The organism is Paenibacillus sp. SZ31 (assembly GCF_012912005.1).
GTDB lineage: Bacteria > Bacillota > Bacilli > Paenibacillales > Paenibacillaceae > Paenibacillus.
This window is the reverse complement of sequence record NZ_JABBEA010000027.1, coordinates 1-21,335: the sequence shown is the minus strand read 5'-3', so window position 1 is coordinate 21,335 and position 21,335 is coordinate 1. Positions and strand designations below refer to the sequence as shown.

General features: G+C 43.0%; 14 protein-coding genes. 11 read left to right on the top strand and 3 right to left on the bottom strand.

The genetic code is table 11. The features are described 5' to 3' along the window. The first annotated feature begins 24 nt into the window (after window positions 1-24). The 10 genes from HF638_RS27870 (at window position 25) to HF638_RS27825 (ending at window position 17,680) form a co-directional block, all read left to right on the top strand. A complete protein-coding gene (locus HF638_RS27870) occupies window positions 25-840 on the top strand; it encodes a carbohydrate ABC transporter permease (protein ID WP_036674932.1) in 816 nt (271 codons plus the stop codon). Window positions 841-953: 113 nt separating this feature from the next. After that, window positions 954-2,171 carry an MFS transporter gene (locus HF638_RS27865; RefSeq protein WP_017687489.1) on the top strand — a complete coding sequence of 406 codons (1,218 nt, stop codon included), beginning with the start codon at window positions 954-956 and terminating at the stop codon, window positions 2,169-2,171. A gap of 279 nt (window positions 2,172-2,450) precedes the next feature. Then, entirely contained in the window at window positions 2,451-3,338 is an 888-nt protein-coding gene (locus HF638_RS27860; protein WP_248278298.1) for a cell wall hydrolase, read from the top strand. A 258-nt stretch (window positions 3,339-3,596) separates the two neighbouring features. Next, complete coding sequence (locus tag HF638_RS27855) at window positions 3,597-5,579, top strand: ABC transporter substrate-binding protein (protein ID WP_169483141.1); 1,983 nt, start codon at window positions 3,597-3,599, stop codon at window positions 5,577-5,579. Window positions 5,580-6,079: 500 nt separating this feature from the next. After that, the gene (locus tag HF638_RS27850; protein ID WP_169483140.1) at window positions 6,080-6,958 is read left to right on the top strand and encodes a prohibitin family protein; all 879 of its coding nucleotides are present in this window, start codon (window positions 6,080-6,082) and stop codon (window positions 6,956-6,958) included. A 212-nt stretch (window positions 6,959-7,170) separates the two neighbouring features. Beyond that, window positions 7,171-7,926, top strand: a complete 756-nt coding sequence (gene yaaA / locus HF638_RS27845) for a peroxide stress protein YaaA (protein ID WP_211175825.1) — start codon at window positions 7,171-7,173, stop codon at window positions 7,924-7,926. Between the two features lie 360 nt (window positions 7,927-8,286). Continuing rightward, window positions 8,287-11,583, top strand: coding sequence for an RHS repeat domain-containing protein (locus HF638_RS27840; protein WP_169483139.1), 3,297 nt, complete (start codon window positions 8,287-8,289; stop codon window positions 11,581-11,583). Between the two features lie 31 nt (window positions 11,584-11,614). Continuing rightward, a complete protein-coding gene (locus HF638_RS27835; RefSeq protein ID WP_169483138.1) occupies window positions 11,615-16,396 on the top strand; it encodes an RHS repeat-associated core domain-containing protein in 4,782 nt (1,593 codons plus the stop codon). 26 nt (window positions 16,397-16,422) lie between these two features. Further along, window positions 16,423-16,917 carry a hypothetical protein gene (locus HF638_RS27830; protein ID WP_169483137.1) on the top strand — a complete coding sequence of 165 codons (495 nt, stop codon included), beginning with the start codon at window positions 16,423-16,425 and terminating at the stop codon, window positions 16,915-16,917. Between the two features lie 295 nt (window positions 16,918-17,212). Then, the gene (locus tag HF638_RS27825; RefSeq protein ID WP_169483136.1) at window positions 17,213-17,680 is read left to right on the top strand and encodes a hypothetical protein; all 468 of its coding nucleotides are present in this window, start codon (window positions 17,213-17,215) and stop codon (window positions 17,678-17,680) included. Between the two features lie 522 nt (window positions 17,681-18,202). On the opposite strand, the gene HF638_RS27820 is transcribed toward HF638_RS27825, so the two are convergent. Continuing rightward, the gene (locus HF638_RS27820; RefSeq protein WP_169483135.1) at window positions 18,203-18,694 is read right to left on the bottom strand and encodes a hypothetical protein; all 492 of its coding nucleotides are present in this window, start codon (window positions 18,692-18,694) and stop codon (window positions 18,203-18,205) included. A 15-nt stretch (window positions 18,695-18,709) separates the two neighbouring features. Then, complete coding sequence (locus HF638_RS27815) at window positions 18,710-19,273, bottom strand: DUF4879 domain-containing protein (protein ID WP_169483134.1); 564 nt, start codon at window positions 19,271-19,273, stop codon at window positions 18,710-18,712. Between the two features lie 315 nt (window positions 19,274-19,588). On the opposite strand from HF638_RS27815, the gene HF638_RS27810 reads away from it, so the two are divergent. Further along, the gene (locus HF638_RS27810; RefSeq protein WP_169483133.1) at window positions 19,589-20,545 is read left to right on the top strand and encodes an IS30 family transposase; all 957 of its coding nucleotides are present in this window, start codon (window positions 19,589-19,591) and stop codon (window positions 20,543-20,545) included. A gap of 332 nt (window positions 20,546-20,877) precedes the next feature. Here the strand turns inward: HF638_RS27810 and HF638_RS27805 are convergent. Next, window positions 20,878-21,335 (bottom strand): GNAT family N-acetyltransferase (locus HF638_RS27805; RefSeq protein ID WP_169483132.1); only part of this gene is annotated, 458 nt, incomplete at its 5' end.

Below are 21,335 nucleotides of genomic sequence, written 5' to 3'. Positions count from 1 at the left end.
CAATCGAGGCAGAAGGGAGTTCACATGTTTTTAAAATGGTTCAATCGCCTGATCTTATTGGTGTACGCGCTGCTGATTCTGGTGCCGCTGTACTTTGTATTTGTATCCTCGTTCAAAACAAGCAGCAACTTCTTCACCAGTCCATTCAGCTGGCCGGACCCGTTTACGTGGGATAACATCACGGGCATGTTCCGCAATCAGCCGATGTGGCAATATTTCGGGAACAGTCTGGTCGTGACGCTCGGTACGGTTGCCATTGAGTTATTGCTGAGCAGCATGATTGCTTACGCTATTGTCCGCTGGGGCGGCAGCGTAGGCAAAATCGTGTTTGCTCTGTTCGTAGCCGGTCTAATCGTTCCTTCCCAGGTGAGTATGCTGCCGATCTATTCCCTCACGCGTACACTAGGGTGGTCGGACAGTCTAACGGGCCTGATTGTCGTATCTGCCGCGATGCTGATGCCTGTCTCTGTGTTCATGCTGACAGGTTTCATGCGCATGCTCAATTCGGAGATTCTGGAAGCGGGCAGTATGGATGGGGCCAGCGAGTGGAGACTCTATACCCGGATTGCATTGCCACTGGCTGCACCTTCACTGGCGGCAACGGCTACGTTCCTGCTCGTCATGGTCTGGAATGATTTGCTTATTCCGATGCTGATGCTCAGCAGTAAGTCCAAGCTAACATTACCTCTCGCGCTTATGCAGTTCCGCGGGGAATACGTGACGAACTATCCGATGATGCTTACGGGTGTGCTGGTAACGGCCATTCCGATGATCGCGTTGTTTCTTCTGCTCCAGCGTTACTTTGTTGCAGGTCTGACAGCGGGTTCACTCAAGGGGTAAGGTATCGCAGAAATCGGAAGGGAAAGCTTATTTTGCATTGATTTCTGGAGCATTCTGCATAATAATGATTTAGTGTCAGAATGACTACATAGAGATCAAGGGAGCTATAAGTGATGAGCAAACTGGAAGTATTGCGGAATCCCAAGCAGCGCAAGCTGCTGTTCAGTGCCGGCATGAGCTGGCTGTTTGATGCGATGGAAGTTGGTATGATCTCCTTTATCGTGGCTGCACTTGCCAAGGAATGGAGTCTCAGTCCGGGACAAGTCGGCGTGCTTACGAGTATTAACTCGATCGGTATGGCGCTAGGAGCTTTGCTTGCAGGTGCACTTGCGGACCGTTTTGGACGGAAGGCCATTCTGATGTGGACCTTGCTAATCTTCACGATTGCAAGCGGTCTGTCTGCATTGGCGACTGGATTCGCCGTATTGTGTGCACTGCGTCTGGTTGCAGGTATTGGACTTGGCGGAGAGCTGCCCGTGGCATCCACACTGGTATCGGAGTCGATGCCTACAGCGGAACGGGGACGTGCCGTTGTATTATTGGAAAGTTTCTGGGCAGGGGGCTGGATTGTATCAGCACTGATTGCGAACTTTGTTATCCCGGAGTACGGATGGAGAATTGCCTTTGCCATTGGTGCGCTTCCGGCGTTCTACGCACTGTATCTGCGTCGTGCTATTCAGGACCCGCCGCGCTACAAGAATCACACCAAACTTCATAAGATCACGTTCCGCGAGAAAGTGGCTACCGTCTGGTCAGCACCACATCGCCGTACAACGTTGATGCTCTGGATTTTGTGGTTTACCGTCATTTTCTCCTATTATGGTATGTTCCTGTGGTTGCCTTCGGTTGTGATGGCGAAAGGATTTACAATGGTCAAAAGCTTCCAATACGTGCTGATCATGACGATCGCACAGTTGCCAGGTTACTTCACCGCGGCGTACTTCATTGAACGTTACGGTCGCAAGTTCGTACTGGTTGTGTATCTTACCTTGACTGCATTCAGTGCGATTGCGTTTGGACTGGCAACAACGGAAGCGACAATCCTGACCGCAGGAATCTGTCTTTCCTTCTTCAATCTGGGAGCCTGGGGTGGTCTGTACGCCTACAGCCCGGAATTGTATCCGACTTCCGTTCGTTCGACAGGTGTGGGTCTAGCTACATCGGTTGGCCGGATCGGTGGCGTACTTGCTCCATTAATGGTCGGTATGTTGGTTCAGCGCGAAGTGGCGATCAGCCTGATTTTCACGATTTTCTTCGTGACAATCCTCATTGGCGCAGCAGCTGTACTGTTCTGGGGCCGGGAAACGAAGGGTCAGGAACTTGCTGAGTAATTGTCAATAAATTCAGGCGCAACTTTTGTACGGGTCTGCCTGCCTATGAAAATGGCGGGGTGGACAAGCGGTATATGGTTGATACAAGAAGGGGTGTGACCATGGTGTGACCATGGGCTCATGCCTCTTTTTGTTATGTTCAGCGTCGGTTTTCCACTGCGTCATCGGTCCGATAGACTTCATTTTTTCTATATCCTATAATGACACTCGGGATGTCCAACCGTGAGGATTCAGGAGGAAGATGTGGGATCTGGATTCAGAAAAGTGGAGGTTAATGGAATGATGAAGAATAATATTGGAATGGATCAAGCGAATGAAATCAATGAAAAGAATATGATAAGTGAATTAGATAGCGTGAGTGAGATGAAAGAGATGAAGGTGGGAAGCCATATGAACAGTAATGAACGGACTACAGTTGATAGCACGAATGAGGGGCTGGATCAATTAACGTTTGCTGACAACATGGAGCCTATCACTGTCAGTCGGAAAGTCACTCATGGGAAGGGGAACACGGCTGGCAAAAGAGCAGGGCGGGTCAGCTTGCTTCTCGGTGCCTGCGCATTGACTCTGGGATTGACCGTGGCAGCTCCATCTGCGGGAGCACAGAAGCTGGAACAGGGCGTTCGTAGCGAGCATGTGCTGCAATTGCAGGAGCAATTAAGCGATCTGGGGTACTTTGACGCCGGAATGACTGGATATTATGGTACCATCACCAAAGGTGCTGTCCGCAAGTTCCAGCAGGCGCAGGGACTAAGTGCAGATGGAGTTGCAGGTCCGGCGACACTGAACAGGCTGAATAAAAAGGCTAAAGCCGAAGGCGAGACGTTACGCCAGTTGGCGAAGCTGATCCATGGTGAAGCGCGCGGAGAATCTTTTGAAGGGCAAGTCGCTGTAGGAGCGGTTGTGTTGAATCGGGTACATTCGAGTGAATTCCCGTCGTCTATTTCGAAGGTTATTTTCCAGAAAGGGCAATTCACGGCTATAGACGATGGCCAGTTTAATACCAAGCCAACCCAGACCTCTTACAGGGCTGCTCGCAAAGCTTTAAATGGCACTGATCCGACGAACGGAGCGCTCTATTATTACAATCCGAAGATTGCCACGTCGGTGTGGAGTAAGAGCAGGCCGACGCTTCTGACCATTGGGCAGCATGATTTTACGAGATGAGTATAAGTAGAGATATGTAGTTAATATTTGAAATGATAATGGTGAACCTCGGCTGTACGCTGCTGAATGCAGACGTGCTACCGGGGTTTGTTTTATATTTTGGTTATGCAGGCGAGGAGTGTGGGGATTTCTTCCGTATCTTGATGTCCCTCTTTTCAATTGACAATGATTATCGTTATCGAATATCATCAAAGGATTACAAAGGGATTTATTACTGAATAATAGGTTCAGTATGGGGTCTATCGGGGGAGAAAAATAGTGAACTGGGAAGAGTATATTCAAATGTGGGACAATTCATCGATTCAGCTGGTGGATATTCGCCAACTTGTAATAAGTAGTGGGGGGAAGCAGCAATACCATCTCCCAGTCAGTGGTTTTATATATATCGTGCAAGGACAAGGCACCATTTCACGGGATGAAGATATACATATATTTAAACGGTTTTATCTACTGCATGCAGGAAAAGGAAGCAGGATCAGGATCGAAGCTGGGCAAGATGAGGTCACGTACTATTACATTTTATATAGAGGTAGTATGTCTCCCAAAGCTAGTAAAGAGATTCAGCACAACTATGACATGAATAACCCCTTTCAGTTACCGTATGCCTATCAGCCTCTCGCTCCGCTTAATCTATATCGCCATGTGGATTCAATGTGTGAGGAATGGAGCCGAAGACAGGTGTTTGACCGTTTTCATGTGAAAATCGGCTTTTACCAGTTCGTATATACACTTGTTCAGCAACTTAAGCTTCAAGGGGTTACCTCAAAAGAAACGGATATGGTAGAAGAGATTATCCAGTACATTCACGAACATTACAATGAATCTATTTCGCTTGAGTCATTGGCCGAACTATGGAATTACAGCATTCAATATTTATCGAAACAATTCAAACTCCGTACAGGGAGAAGCCCTATTGAATATGTGATTCAGGCGCGGATGGCGAAAGCGAAGGAATTAATGATTCGCACAGATGCCACAGCACAGGAGATTGCTTCAAGTGTAGGGTATAGTGACGTTTTTTATTTCACACGTCTGTTCAAAAAGCAGGTTGGGATGACACCGGGTCAATATAAAAAGAAAATGAAGGATAGCTTGGTCGATTCAGATAGTCCATGGGAAGGGTTCGTATCCTCTATGGGCAAACATTCTTCTTCTTGTTATGTTATTAATGATAATCATTATCAATATAAAACAGAAGGAGATTGGCAGATGTTTAAAGGAACAAGATCGAAGATGGTATTAACATTTATGTTATGTTTTACGATTATACTTTCAGCATGCACAAGTGGGAACTCCGGTCGAACGAATAATCAAGGAGCAGCAGTTGGAAATTCAAATCAAAGTACAGAGTCTACTCAAAATGTGACTTCCAACGAGGCCAAAGAAGATACGAGTACGCGCAAATTATCAACGGTCATGGGAGAAGTGAGTGTTCCGGTATATCCCAAACGTGTTGTTGTGGACTGGGACTTGGGGCCAGTCTTAGCTGTAGGGGTAACGCCAGTTGGCGCGTCCAGTACACAAATGAACTTTGCAAAGTTTCTAAAACCTTATTTGCCTGAAACCGTTGAAGATATTGGGTTGGAGGGAAGTATTTCTTTGGAGAAGGTGTTGGACTTGTCTCCCGATGTAATTATTACTTGGAATCCGGCAGCCTATGAAAGTTACTCTAAAATTGCACCTACCGTCGTATTCGAGACAAGCAAGTACTCCACCATTCAGGAAGAAATTACGGCAATGGGCGATATCCTGGGTCGACAAGAAGAAGCTGAGAAGTGGAATTCTGATTTTGTAAAACGTACCGAGGCTGCCCGCAATAAAATCAAAAATGTCATTCCAAAAGATGCAACGATCTCCATTGTGGATTACGTTACGGTAGACAAATTTTTGATGGTCATCGGCAATGCAGGCGAGCGTGGGGGCAGAGCTACATACGATATCTTGGGCTTGAATCCAACGCCTAAAGTAAAAAGTGATATCATTGACAAAAATGAGGATCGTATTGAAGTGTCATGGGAGACTGTGAACGATTATGTGGGCGATTACGTCATTGTGCTCAAAGTTGAAGGCCAAGAGCCAACCAATCTTCCAGCGACGTGGACATCCTTAGATGCAGTCAAAAATAATCATGTGATCGAGATTGAAATGGAGAAGTATTTCGCGGCGGATTCATTCTCGTCCCTTTTACAGGCGGAAGATATTGCTGACAAGATTACGAAAATGGCTGCGGCTGCTAAATGATTAACTGAAACAAAGTATACTGCGTAGTTAGAGGGTATCATCAAAGTCGCCTACACGGCGGCTTTTTTTTGCGACAGTAGGGAAGTCTATTGGAGTATTTTTACACCCATAGAGAAAAGCAAGGGGATAATTTATTCCTGATCCATAATACCCAGATGAATTGATGATCCCTTTCTTGATAGGAATAACTGGGTACTGAACGTCAACCACTCACCCTTTTCTTCTTTACTTTACCCAATAGTAGTTCAAGCGCTGAATATCCTTGAAACCGAATACCAATTTACAAAGTATATATAAAGGAGGATATAATTAGTTACCATTTATAAATTTGTACTCGGTTACATCCATAGAGGGGAGGACGAATATGCCATTTATTGGGGGAATCATTTTAATTTTTATCCTAGCATTTATTCTATGGGCATTAATGTTCCCGCTATTCAATAAAATAGGTAGTAGAATTCTGAAGAAATACAATAAATTCAAACAAGAGGAGAATGTAGATGAAAAATTCAAAGACGTTTAGAGTAGGGGCAATTGCAGTTGCATTAGTTATTATTGTGGGAGTGCTACTGGTGACTTTCTTTTTAACACGAATTCCTAATGGATATGTTGGGGTCGTTTATTCACCAAATGGAGGCGTAAAAGATAGCACACTGAGTCAAGGGTGGAAACTCGTTGGAGCGTTTGATAAAGTGACGAAATATCCGATCCGAATTCAAACGGTTGAATACAGAGATATTCAGATTGCTACTTCTGACGGGAAAAACATCACAATCGATTTTGCTTACAACTACCAAGTAGAACCAAGTAAAGTATCTTCTATATTCAATACATTTGGGCCAATTAGCATTCAAGAAATTGAGGATACATATCTCAAAACACGTTTCCGTGACGCAGCTCGTAAGGGGATTTCCAAGTTTACAGTCATTGATGTTTATGGTGAAAAATCATCCGAAGCAGGAGTAGACGTGCAACAACGTTTTTCTGACGATGTTAAAGAGTTAGGCTTCATTGTATCAAACGTGACTGTAGGAGTTCCTCAACCTGACGCTAAGACTCAGGAAGCAATCGATAAGCGTGTCGAAGCTTCTCAAGAACTGGAACGTAAAACGACTGAACTTGAGATCGCCAAGAAAGAAGCAGATCGTAAGCGCGTCGAAGCACAAGGTAATGCAGACAAACTATTGATCGAAGCAGAAGGTCAAGCTAAAGCCAATAAAGAGCTTCAACAATCATTATCGAGTCAACTCGTTGATTATGAAACAATTAAGAAATGGGATGGAGCACTTCCATATGTGAGTGGGTCAAATACGCCAATGATTCAATTACCGACTACTAAAACAGAGCAAAATAGTAGCGCGGGGAGCGTATCTCCCTAATTAGCGGTTTGAAATGCTCGCCTTGCTTTCTCACCAATTTAATGTGTTGAATTCTAATGAACAAGCCGGTCCAATGGTGGGCTGACTTGTTCATTTTTGAGTCTTTCATAGGCACCATGAGTGATTCAGTTAAGCCCTGAGATTGGATTCACCTAGTCAATGCTGTACAATGAATAACGACAATAACAACGGTAGATTAAGGATGGATCAGCATGATACGGATTATTATTTCACCTGCTAAAAAGATGAAGATCGATACCGATCTTATGGCTATCGCGCAAATGCCGCATTTTATTAACGAGTCAGAACAGCTATTGAGTCTGCTTCAAAAGTTATCCTATGACGAACTCAAAACGTTGTGGAAGTGTAACGATGCAATCGCCGAACAGAACGTGGAGCGGATTCGGAATATGAATATAAAAGCAAATCTGACACCAACAATATATGCCTATGAGGGCATTCAGTATCAATATATGGCTCCGGGTGTTTTTCAAAATGAGGAATTAGAGTATCTTCAGCAGCATTTACGCATATTATCCGGTTTTTATGGCATGTTGCGGCCTTTAGATGGGGTTACACCTTATCGATTGGAGATGCAGGGCAAGCTACAAGGCCCAGGTTTCAAATCGCTCTATCAATTCTGGGGCAGCAAATTGGCAGATCAGCTTCAAGCGGACAGCAACTGTATTCTGAATCTGGCTTCCAAAGAGTATAGCAAAAACATCACTCCTTTTCTGAATGAGGAGACCCGTTTTATCACTTGTGTATTTGGACAAATGGTTGATGGGAAGCTTGTTGAAAAGGCAACCCGCGCCAAAATGGCTAGGGGTGAGATGGTACGGTATATGGCAGAGCGCAAGATTACAGATGTGAAGGATATTAAGGGATTTGATCGGTTAGGTTTTGTTTTCTCAGAAGAGAAGTCGGATGAGAGTAATTATGTGTTTATATATTTAGTGGGACAGTAGCCATATGTCCGCTGATCATATACCAGAATGATAACTATTTATTCAATCAAAAGTCGCCAACTGGCGGCTTTTATATTTTTCAGGTAATAATCTAAGTTCTAGTCGAAATAGGGAAGACGATTGACTCAATTGAAATAACATTTCAACTTTATCTAATCTTTCATATTATTTCGGATAAAGATAATTACAGGCTATATTAATTGTTATCTGAAAGGAAAAAGGAAAAAAGTCCCTGAAATTAGGGACTAATTTACCATACCCTAAAATAAGGAAAATGACGATAATAATTTATTAGGCTCCATTTACAACACTGATGAGGAAGTAAATGGAGAAAAAATATAAAGGAGGAATTTAAATTCCATGAGATTAAGAAAAGGTTTTATTGTTTTTCTGATGGCTTTGTTGTTGATTGGAACTATGTATCCGACTAGCGGTTATGCGCTTTCGGATCATTCGGATGCCATAATAACAACTACAAGTAGCACCGAGAATGTCGATGTCTCTATGGAGGATACAGCTTTAATAGGCGAAGAGTATCTGGATGGTATTGATCCGGACTTCTATGAAGAGCCGGAAGGTGTAGACGAAGTTATTGAAGAACCAGAGGATGCACCGACGGTAACCGACGATACATACGGGGGGAACTTTTTCGCTCCTCAAGCTATGGCCATGGCAGACGGAACTTTGACCATGAGTCCCGGAGATTCCTATACGTTCACGAATAACGGAAGTGCGACAAGATCGTTAAGTACCAATGCGGCGACCGCAAGAAGCAGTGCATACGATTATGTTATTTATAGACCTGATGGCAGCATCATGAGCGAAAACATGAACTCTATTAGCAGTTTGTCAGTAGGTTCAGGGTATACAGCTGTGATCACCTCGACGGGTCAAAATCCTTTTACAGTGACAATCCGTCCTGAATTTTCTTATAGCGTTTCAACCAATCCTGCCATGCTTAGGGTTTCTCTGTCCAAAGGAGAAAGCTATCGTTATTTTAATGAAGGAACACAGTCAAGAGTTTTAAGTGCCGATACGTCCACAGCTCAGGACAGGAAGATAGATTACGCTTCTTACAAAGAAGATGGTAGTCTTGTAGCTTCTAATTTTGAAACGACTGGAAAACCTTCACTTGCAGAAGGGAACGAAATTATTATTACTGGAGCGGGCTCACAGCCTGTTAGTGTTGGATTTCCCTATGAAGTATATACCGGTGAATGGAGCGATGAGCCAGCCTATACGCGTACAACTCTAAATCAGGGCGAGAGCTACCAATTCACCAACATCAGTTCCAAATCGGATGCGCTCCAAACGGATGGAACGACCAAAGATAAGCATGATTACGTTGTTTATCTTCCGAATGGAACGGAAAGTTCTACAGGGACGAATACGACCACTAAACCTACTGTAGCAGCAGGAAGAACCGCCGTTGTAACCTTGGTTACAGCAACGCCTGTAACATATGGTGTGCCCTATCGGACATTTGATGTCCAAAAAGCAGGCGGTGATGCGATTACTCGAATCACTGTATATCCTGGAGAATCTATGATTTTCAGTAATAACGGTTCGTTGGCTAATCCGATAAAAAACAATGCCAGCAGTACCAATGGAGCCCTTTTTGACTATGTTCTTTATACAGCAGAAAACGTCGTTCATTCGGATGGATTCAACAAAAATACAAATCCGATCATTCGCTCACAGGGTTACGCTGTCGTCACCGTAGCTGGGCAAGTCCCAATTGAGTTTAGTTACACGGATGATTTCTCGGTTGAAGAAAGCATGGAACCTGCATACCATCGCGTAACACTCAAACAGGGAGAAAGCGTGACATTTTGGAATAACAGTACCGCTCGGGAATATCTCGACAGTGATGCGTCCACCAGTCAAGGGCGGATATTTGATTACGTCACCTATTATCCGGATGGCACAGAACGGAGTACAAGAAAGGCAACAGCGGTTGAACCTGTTGTTTTTTATGGAAATAAAGCAGTGGTCACGGGTGTATCCGCTCAACCTGTAACCATAGGTGCGATTTACACCATTTTTGATGTAGAGGACCGACCAAATGAAGCACTAACTAAGATTACCGTATCACCGGGTCAATCGGTCATATTCCATAATGGAGGCTCGCTCAGCAACCCAATACGGAGTAATGCCAAAAAAATAGGTGCACTGTTTGATATTGTGGTGTATAAGGCAGACGGTAGAGCACATAGTGACAAATTCAATAGCAATGTAAGTCTGGCTACCATTCCTTCTGGTGGTGAAGCCGTCGTTACCGTAGGGGGAAGTACACCTGTAATATTTGAATACACGGATGATTTCTCTGTAGTGGATAGCCAGGAACCAGCTTATCTGCGCGTAACGTTGAACAAAGGCGAGAGCTATGCCTTCACCAACATAAGCTCAGATCCAAAAAGGCTTCGAAATGATGCTTCCAGCAGCGCGGGACTGGTGTATGATTACACGATTTACAACGTAGATGGAACAGTGTCAAGCAGTAGAACAGCAACAGCGATCGAGGCGTATGTCTTAGGTGGTAAAAAAGTTGTTGTTACCAACATCTCGGATCAACCCATAACGTATGGTGGGATTTACCGTGTTTTCCGTGGACAAGATGATCAAGTCCCTTCACCAGAATCGGAAATCACTGTTAACCAAGGGCAGAGCGCAGTATTTACAAATCCGGGTTCGGAACCTGCTCAGTTGAATCGGATTAGAGCAACCAATTCCATTGTGGATTTTGTGGTCTATGAAGGAACAGATAAATATCGGTATCTAACAGAAGGTTCAAGTCTTGAAACATGGGAAGTTCCAGCGGGTGGAACGCTTGTCTTAACCGTAGTATCTTCAGAGCCGGTAACGATTGAGTATGACATTCCTGTGACAGCTAGTCCTAGTCAAGAGCCTGCACTCATCAAACGTAGTTTGGCTCCAAATAACACGGTGTTATTCTCCAACACATCATCTTATTCAGCACCGCTCATTACATCTCATGTAGAAGGGTTGACCTATGATTACGTTATTCGGAATCAGAATCAAGGGGTTGTTAGGGAAGGGAAGAATGCGATAGGATCACAAAACATACCTGGGAAGTTTGACTTTCAGGTGCATAATGTGTCATCCCAATCGCTGAGATTTGTAGGTCCTTACCGTAACTTTACGGTCAAGGAAGCGGAAGTGGAGTTTTTGACTTTGTATGAAAATACAGAAACGGAGCTTCCCACAGTTCAGCAAGGGAATGTGTATTATCGTTTTAGCCCCTATAGCTCTGACAAGTATCGGATTGCGATAAAGGAATCAGGTGATTTTTCCATTGAACCTCGGATCGAATTGTATTCAGATAAGGAATTGAGCATTCCGGTAGCTGCTTCAATAGAGCAAGAACAGGTATATGGTGAGCAATATACCGTTCTTGAATGGGAGCTTGAAGGTGGACAGAATTATTATCTCAAGCTAAGTGAAAAAGAAGGAAAACCGATTCAGGGAGCCATAAAAGCAGCATGGATGAACATACGTAATGACAATAGCTATGAGTACGGCTATGGCAATCAATTGCTTAAAGTCGTTCTATTTACAGGAGATCAAATTGTGTTTGAGTATGATCGCAACGGTAATTTAACGAAACGAACGAAAAAGATTTTCCCATTTAATTAATGATTGTCTAAATCTAGGTTGAGGTGATGGAGTGTTTAAGAAAATAACGATTATTTGGTTATGCGTCATATTGGTTCTTAGTGGGTTCGGTTCTTTTGGATATGGAGGACAAGCAGCAGCGGCGGCAGAAGGTAGGGATTCCCTCCCTTCCGCTACCTACATTACAATCCATAGTTTAAAAGAGCAATTTGGTATTAAAGAAAATTGGATTGAGAAAAAACTAGATCAAGGTTACTCGCTGTACCAGTTGTATAAAGCTTTACAGACAGATCGCACAGGCGGCGAGGCTGCTGAAAAATGGCTAGAAGCACAAGAAATAAGCGAACCGATCCAAATGGAGGGGCTACGCCCTTCCGGATCATCACAGCAAAATAACTTCTCGATTAATGCTCTTAATGAGGATGCTCCAGGTACAGGAACAACCGTGGACGAAACTGGACTTAACCATGTAGATATCCGAGATGATGCATCGCTTTATATGACGTCTTATGGAGCGGAATCCATCTCTACTGCTACAGGGGAAATGATGATTCAGAGTACTGACCTTTCTCTACCTGGACTCATTCCGTTTGATCTGACACGAGTCTATGACAGCGCTAGAGCCACTGGACAACTTGGCGTTGAATATGACGAAACGACACAAACGTATTCCAATACGGTTAAGCCGCGCAAGGAAGAACTCTCTGCTGGATTGGGGCAAGGCTGGCGTTGGGACATTCCTTTCATGGAAAAGCGTGGCGATAATCAGTATATTCTGATTCCAGGCGTGGGCTATTATCGCTTAAACGCGAATCTGGAACTGGAAGGTTACGTATGGAATGATTTAACCGTTAAGCGAGATGCGACCGTGACTGTTAATGGCGTATCTAGCAGTTATCGTCTATCCATACGAAACGGCTACGATTATCTATTTAATGAAGCCGGAGAACTGTTGCAAATTACAGATGGCTACCGGAATAGCGTGAATTTTCACTATACGACATTAGACGGAAACCAAGTCATTACACGAATTGAAAACAGTGAAGGTCAGGCGCTGACATTTGCTTATGACAACCTGAAGGTTACTGTACAGCTTGCTGGAACAGATCGGAAAGCAACGTACACGCAACGCGAGGACGAAGGCATTCGTATTTTGCGAGAATACACGGATGCTCTCGATCGGACAACGACGTATACGTACTATTATCCGGAATCCAAATTCAACTTTTTACCTGAGTTGCAAAGCAACCAAAATGCTCAAGGTGTGATGCATACAGCGTTGCTATCGCGTATTACAAGCCCTTCATCAGCTATAACGGATTATGCATATATTCCGGCGCTGAAGCAGATCGGCGAAGCTTCCGCCCATTTTGTATTCAAAGTAAGAGAGCGCAAGAGCCAGTTTAGCACAACGGATGGCGAAGGCGTTCTGGACAAGGTTAACTTTGAGTACTCTGGAGAAGATCTGGACACCTATGGTCAATCCGCATCTTGGACAACGAAAGTGAAAGCAGAGAACACTGTAGATACTTGGACGTTCTCCAAAACGTTTAGCGCTGCAGCTCATCCAGATTTGGTTCGCGCAGATAAGCACACGTTAACTGGAGATGACGTGACTTATTCCACGGAGTTGCAGTACGATAACCAGAAGAAGCGAAACCTTCCGACTCAAATAACGGAGTGGGTTAGTGAGGGTGGACGTGCAGGCGATAAGCTAACCACGACCATGACCTATGATACCAATGGAATGGTGACTTCAGAAAAGCGCAGTACCGGACAAGAATCCACTTATGCGTATGAAACGGGTAAGGCTCCATATCACTGGATCAAACCTATTCGTTCGACCGGCAAGATTAATAGTACCTTGGAGAGATACACCGAAACAACCTATAACAGCCAAGGTTCCGTTCTGCGGAGCACAACTAAAAATGGATACGGCGGGCAGTTGCTCACTGAATCGGAAGTGAAGCTGGATGATAAAGGAAGAGTCACCAGCACCACGGATAAAGGCGGCTATTTAGCTAAAGACAGCGTAGCGACGTTGAGTTATCAGGCTAATGCAGGGCATTTGGTGAAATCCAAGTCCATAACCGTGAATGATGCTGCTGGTAAAGCAGAAGCCCTCGTGGAATCGTATGAATATACGAATGCTGGTGAACTGGAAAAGACAACCGATGCATCCGGGGAACAGGAATCGAATCAGTATGATAAGGAAGGGCGACTTATACAAATCGTGCATGCTGATGGTACGAAATCAACTACGGCGTACGATGATGTTAAGAATATCATTACAAACACATCGCCAGATGGCATTGTCACGACCGAGCGGTATAATCCGTTAGGTCTTTTGGTAGAAGAGCAGACGGCTGAGGCTACGTACAAATACGCCTATGACCGTGAAGGTAATGTTACGGCTGTTGAGGATGCTGAAGGCAATGTTACGAGAGTTGTAGTCGACGCGTTTGGACAAGCGATAGAGACAAAGTATCCAGACGGGACCACCGGAACAACCAACATTGATGCTGTGGCCCAAACGGTGACTTATAAGGATGCTGCTGACAATCAAACACGGGAGAAGATGGATTTACTCGGTCGAGTGACGGCGGTAGAAGAATATCGGAATGGTGCATATGTTCCGTTACAACAAACCGAGTATGATATCGATGGTAACGTAATTGCATCTATCGATGGTAACGGTCAACGAACGACCTATACGTATGATGCGCTTGGACAAATTACGACGGTAACCACACCGAAGCAAGAGACAAGCCGTTACTTCTATAGCTATCAGGGCCAAGTGACACAGATCGTATCACCGAATACGCAAACAGTCACAAAACAGTATGATGAATTGGGAAGACTCATTAAACAGACGCATCCGAGTCCAGCCGGGTATGCGACAACGTTATATTACGATAAGAAAAGTAATCTGATTAAAAAACAGGATCGACTTGGGAAAGTAACAGAGTATACGTATAACAGTGACAACATGCTCACAGGTATGAAAGCACCGGATACGAATGTATCCTATACGTACGACGAGATTGGCCGCAGAACATCGATGACCGATGATCATGGAAAGACCACGTACAGTTATCGAGCAGCAGATGGGATGTTGAACGGACTGACGTTCCCGGATGGGACACGACTTGATTACGAAAACAATACCCAGCAACGTCTAGGGTATACCTTAACGGATGCCAAAGGACAATCCTTGCGCATTCACGGCGAAGTAGATGCCATGAATCGGGTAACCTCCATGGATATTACCACGGGTTCAGGAGGGGCCTCTGCACTCGCAGCATCGGGAACGACGCCTGTGGATCGTATGACATTCAGTTATGCGTCCAATAGCTTGCTGGAGAAATTATCGTTTGGCAAGGGCCTCAGCACAAGCTACCAGTTCAATGGCTATGACCTGTCGGGAATCACGATCTCTCAAGGGACATCAGCGGTGCAACAGTTCGCCTATGAATATGATGGTAATAAAAACATCACGTCCCGTACACAGAATGGGGAAACCGATCAATACACATACGATGAATTGAGCCGGATTCAGACCGAAACGGGCACGCAAAAAGAAACGTATACTTATGACCCGAATGGTAACCGGTACAGTACCGGAAGTGGTAAGGTATACGGTCTAAAGGATGCACAGTATACGTATGACAGCCAGAATCGTCTGATTAAAGCAACGGGTGAAGGCAAAACGGTAACCTACAGCTATAATGGAAATGGACTGTTGTATGAACGTACGGAAGGCGACCAAACGATTCGTTATTTTTACGATGAAGAAGCCAAACTCATGGCTGAGGCCACTGTGACGTCTGGAAAAGTAGAGCTGACATATGCCTATATCTATGATCTGTATGGGCAATTATGGGCCCGCCAGGACAAGCAAACAGGTAAACTGGAATACTACCAGTTGAATGGTCATGGAGATGTCGTTGGCCTTGTAGACGATGCAGGAAAAGTGTTGAACAGCTATACCTATGATATCTGGGGCGGACCGTTAACAACAGAGGAAACCGTACCGAATATGCTTCGCTATGCCGGAGAATATTGGGATGATACTGTAGGGCTGCAATATCTGCGAGCACGCTGGTATGATCCAGGCATGGCACGTTTCATCGGTGAGGACACGTATGAGGGAGAATTGAATGATCCATTAAGTTTGAATTTGTACTCTTATGTAAGTAATAATCCTCTAAAATATGTAGATCCGAGTGGGCATGTGGCCGTAGATGTAGATGTTTTCAACATTAACTGGAAATTAAATTCCTTAAAAGCAGATTGGGTTTACTGGGATGGGGTTTTTAAAGGATCCAAAGACAATTCATCAATGTGGGTTCACGCACACAAAAAAAGAAACCAAGCTGCAAATCAAGCAAAAGCGATAAGAAACAGCAACAAAGGTATGCAGGGACTTTTGAAACAGAGTATGCCTGTCTTTAATGCTTTTGTACTGCAAGATGATACTTCAAAAAATATGAAAGTAATGGTAGACCCTAGAGACAATACAGTTTATTATGCCGATTCATCAAAATATAATTGCACTGGTTGCATTTACGATGAGACAACGTACACGAAGGGAAAAGCAGATGCAATTATGGGGGATGTTTCCTCACGACTTACAAGTCTAGTTACCAGTGAAAGATTTGGAAATGTAAACTATTTAGTAGCATCAGTTTTTGGCAATGTTGAAGTAACTAAAAAGGGTACGGTAACTACTATGATTTATGTGGCCAACCCCAAAGGGTATACTATGCAAACTGTAATTGTTACTAGTGATGGTAAACCTACTGCATGGACTGGTTGGAATCCATACTATTAAGTATTTTGTAGGGAAGAGGTGTTATTTTGAGAAAGGTATTAATAATAGGTTTTTTGTTAATTATTACCATATTAATTTTTTTTATTTTCTTTAAAGATTCAACTCCAGTACAAACTAGCAGGCATATAATATCAGTCGACCTTAAAGGTAATTCATGCAAGGTAACTGTTAATGATCCACCAAAGCCTATAAACAGGAGTACTCAAACAGAACAATTTGAAAGTCCATCATGTAACAAATTAAAAGAAGGTGATTCAATAACCTATCGGTATCTGAATGAAGGGAAGTATCTATACATCGTTTCAATTAATAAAGAACCAACGAAAGATCCTTTGTCAGGAGTGGTAACTAAAAAGTTAGAAAATGAAGGAGCCTTCTATATTAAAGTTAAATCAAACAGTTTTGGAGATGAAACATTTCCTATAGACAAGAAAGTTTGGAACAAAGTAAATATTAGATCCAATGTTATTTTTTATCTTGATAATTGGAACACCCCTATTAACATAACAAAAATACAGTAAAAGATTGTTTGAAAAATGAGAGAAATGAGTTCATTCTTATATTGCATTTTAATATGGATAATAAAAATTGCCGTATCGTTCTTAAAGAAGATGACCTCGTTATACATCGGGGCATCTTCTTTAATATTAATGAGAGTATGAATTGCAACCATCGGCATATCCGTTGTATTAAGAAGATTGGAATACTAACATGATTGAATATAGGTATACAATTGAATCTAAATAACTCAACGCTGAATTTTAGGCTAAGGGTGCTACAGGGGTCACAACTAAGATTCTATTGGGGACTGACAAATTGAGAAAAATGATTAAAAGCTCAGAAGAGTTTGAGAAAGCATCACGTTTGGTTTCAAAAGTAATTTGTGTTGACGAGAGGTTACCAAATCCAGTATTTAAAGTTTCCTTTCCAAATAAAGTTGTTTTTGATTTTGATTATGTAATGAGCTATCAATTTTGGGATGAATTAGAGAAAATCATGGATACTTTTGGTGACTCCTCTGTAATTATGGCTGTTTTAGATCCAGACCCTGTAAATTATTACTACAGTGAGTTTTCCCAATATAACTGGTGCGTTTTACAAAAGGGTACCACCGCTGATGAGTATTGGAATATCCTTAATCAGGGAACAGAAGAAAGCCCTGCTGATGCTATTCTATCTAACTCTGAAATAGTTATATGGTTATCGTCGTCGCTGAATTGGGCAATAGGTATACCCGAAGATGTGACTAATAAGTTAATGAAACATTATAGTATTAAGAACTAGGAACTGATAAGACCTTGAGGACTCTAATCCTCAAGGTCTTTATTTAATATCCCCTCCTTTGTATGCCTCATATAAAAAGGATATGAAGGATCTTGAAGATGGTTTAAGAACGTATTGAACCGTTAAAAAGGGATAGATAAAAAATAATATTGTTAGCATTAAAGCTCATCGTAGTAAATTCCTCAGTGTCCTATTGTGGTTAAATTTAAGGACATCTCACAAGAATATGTGTACCACTAAAGAGAAGAGCAATGGGTGCAACTAACGCTTGATATTATTCCAAAATGAATTGAATTCACGTAGCCAATCCTGAAAGTCGGATTAGACGTATTGAGACCATACGTTTAATAATGAGCATATTAAAACAAGTGGAACTGGAAGGTTTGACCCTATTGAACTAGACACTCGGCAATTTCCTTGAAAAGTGGCTCTGCTACTGCTCTTAGGGTAATCTCACAACGAAAAAAAAGACGCAGGGGATGTATATCCCTGCGCCTGATCAAGAAATCAAATCGGTGTCTATCAATCCAGATAGGATAGAAAGGACTCTAAAAAAAGTTTTTCTAACGCAAGCTGGGCAGAGCCTTTAGCACTTGTTAACGGATGATTAGCTCGTTCCAAAGCCGCACGAATTAGAGACTTGGCGGAATTTTTGTCAGCAAACACATTGTCCATGCGAATGCGGGCTTCCTTAGCACCATAACGAAGCATCAGGTTGTATTCCATTTCCATATGTCGCGCCAGCAAGGAGGAACCTGCAATTTTACCATTAGCATCAGTTAAGGGATTGAACCACTGCTTTTTACTCTGCTTTGTTCTCGCATCCTGAACTTCTTGAGATGCATTCTTCAAAGCCGTCTGAACAAATGTACTAACACAATTGTTAGCAGAAGAGTGAGCTGTCACATCAAATTTAGGTGCAATTTGATTCGTATCTGGAGCTGATGAGCCTTTGGGCTTACTTCCTGTATTCCTCATGATAGAACCATGATAGCCAAATCCTCCAATATTCATATTACATCCTTCCTGTTAACGAACATTAATCCAAGCGGTCCACTGTGTTGGAATATTAATGGAATAGACCGTACCTACAAATTGTCCGCCTGTACTAGGCGCTTCATAAACCCAAGAATGGGCCCAAGCATCTACGACACGATCACCGTCCAGATCAATAGCTTCAGACCAGTTGTTTGTCATTGTATTGCCGGCGAGTGTGCCGTAGTGACTGCTGTCATAACCGATCTGGAAAGTAATACACTGAATCCAAGCCCCACCATGATTATTGGTTGTGGACAGTGGGTTGTTATTAAAGCCGTAAATTTCTTGACCGCCATTAGGAGATACGACACCGTATACATTAATGTGAGACACTTTCGGAGCAGGCGCAAACAGAACTGGACCACCCGCATTATCAGCCTTCTGCGATTCAAATTCAGCCTTAGCCGCTTTCACAGCTTCACGGAATTCTTTGGAATTAATTATTTCTTCCTTTGTCATAGGTTTGGCTTGGGTCACATCACCGTCTGCATAGGCAGCTACATTAAATGAAAGCACTAGAACAAGAATAAGAGCTAAACTAATCAATTTTCTCATAGCAATAAATTCCACCTTTCTTGTTATGGGTATTCTTTTACAAAAACATGCGGTTACGACAAATAGACCTGCTTGCAGCTTAAAGCTTCTTGCCCTCCTCTCTTTTAAAGATGGTTCTTCCCCTTTTTTCTTTACTGAAAAAGAAATTAAGGAGGTAGAACTCTACAGGCTAGAAAACTCTATGAAGTAGGAATGTATATGACGAATTGTAATATGAAGTGCGACACCTACTGGAAATAAATAAAAAATGGCCCATGGCCGGATTCGTGTAGAATGAAGTCACCACAACACCATTCACACAAGGAGAATCCAACCATGAGCTACAGACATCTTAGCATAATCGAACGTAGCAAGCTAGAAGTCCTCCACAGACAAGGTAGAAGCTCAAGAGCCATTGCGAAAGAACTGGGTAGGCATCCATCGACGATTTGTCGTGAGTTAGATCGTGTGGCTTCATCACATCCTTATCAGGCAGAACAAGCTCAGAATGCTTATGAGGAGCGTCGTAAGGCTTCGGTCTCTCCAGGGAATTGGTCCGATGCCTTGGCTGCTTCACTGGAGGAAAAATTGGAGGCAACGTGGTCTCCGGAACAAATCACCGAACGTTTCCGCATCGAAGGGCGGCATGCCGTCTCTTTCAAAACCATCTATCGCTGGATCTATGCAGGGCGCCTGGTTCGAGGCGTATTACAGGTTCTTCGGCATAAGGGGAAGCGTCAGAAACCCGCAGAAACGCGCGGTAAATTCGCCATTGGAAGGACGATTTCAGATCGCCCAAAAGAAGTCCGTACTCGTGAAACATTTGGGCACTGGGAGCTGGATACCGTTGTATCGGGTCGTGGGAAAAGTAAAGGCTGCGTAGCGACGTTGATTGAACGTAAGACACGTCTATATACCGCTGTTCTCATGCCTGATCGCATCGCTTTGTCGATGGAGATTGCGCTCGGTGTAGCGATTTCACAGTATCCCACGGGAACCTTCCTCACAGCCACGGCTGACCGAGGCAAGGAGTTTGCATGCTATGCCAATCTGGAAACCACCCATAACCTACACGTTTATTTTGCTGATCCGTATTCATCCTGGCAACGCGGTTCCAACGAGAATGCGAACGGATTACTTCGAGAGTTTTTCCCTAAAGGTACCGATCTCGCAGGGGTGTATGATGATGAACTCGCCCATTCACTCGATCTAATAAATCACAGACCACGAAAATGCTTGGGTTGGAAGACCGCTCACGAATCTTTCACAGAAGAACTGTCGCACTTGGTTTGACAATCCGTCATATGTAAAATGAATGCCTGCCAATGATTATGTGTTGCAGACAAAATGTAAAACTCATTTATACGCATTGATATCTTAGTTATGTTAGGCTCTGATACCCATCTTGAAAATATAAGATTTCAAAATAAATATTTAAATTGTAATATATTCCATTTACACAAACGTATAGTACACCTAATCATTGGCACAGTCAAGTTTATAAATTAATTCTATTACTTATCAAAAATAGATCTTAAAAGACAAAAAAAGCCTAACCCCTCAGTATCTTGAACGAGGAATTTGGCTTATGGTCTTCAGCTTTAACAGCCGCGACCGATTAGTGATTAAAATAATGGTTTATTTGTCCATCTATAACTAATGAATTTTAACATTTGCCCATACATTTCAAATTCTTTATCACTAGTTTCTATATGCTCGAATCCGTTTTGCTCTAAAACTTTTTGAGATGCTATATTGTTGGTGGTTGTTTTTGCCTTAACTTCTTTTATATCTAAATCAACTATCGTATTGAGTAATAATTTTAACGCTTTTTTAGCAACACCTTTTCCAGTGTGGATTTGTCCCACTCTATAGCCGAGAAATCCTATTTTATCGGAATCATCAATATCAACTAAATTTATTCTTCCAAGAATAGAGTTATTTTCGTCTTTTATTAAATAAAAAAAGGAGAGTCCTTTGACTTGTTCATCAAGTAGAGATTCATTTGGAGCTAGAATAAAAAGTGGACACCCGTTAACGGACGGAAGGATAATGAGACTAACGGAGGTGTCCACATGGGAGA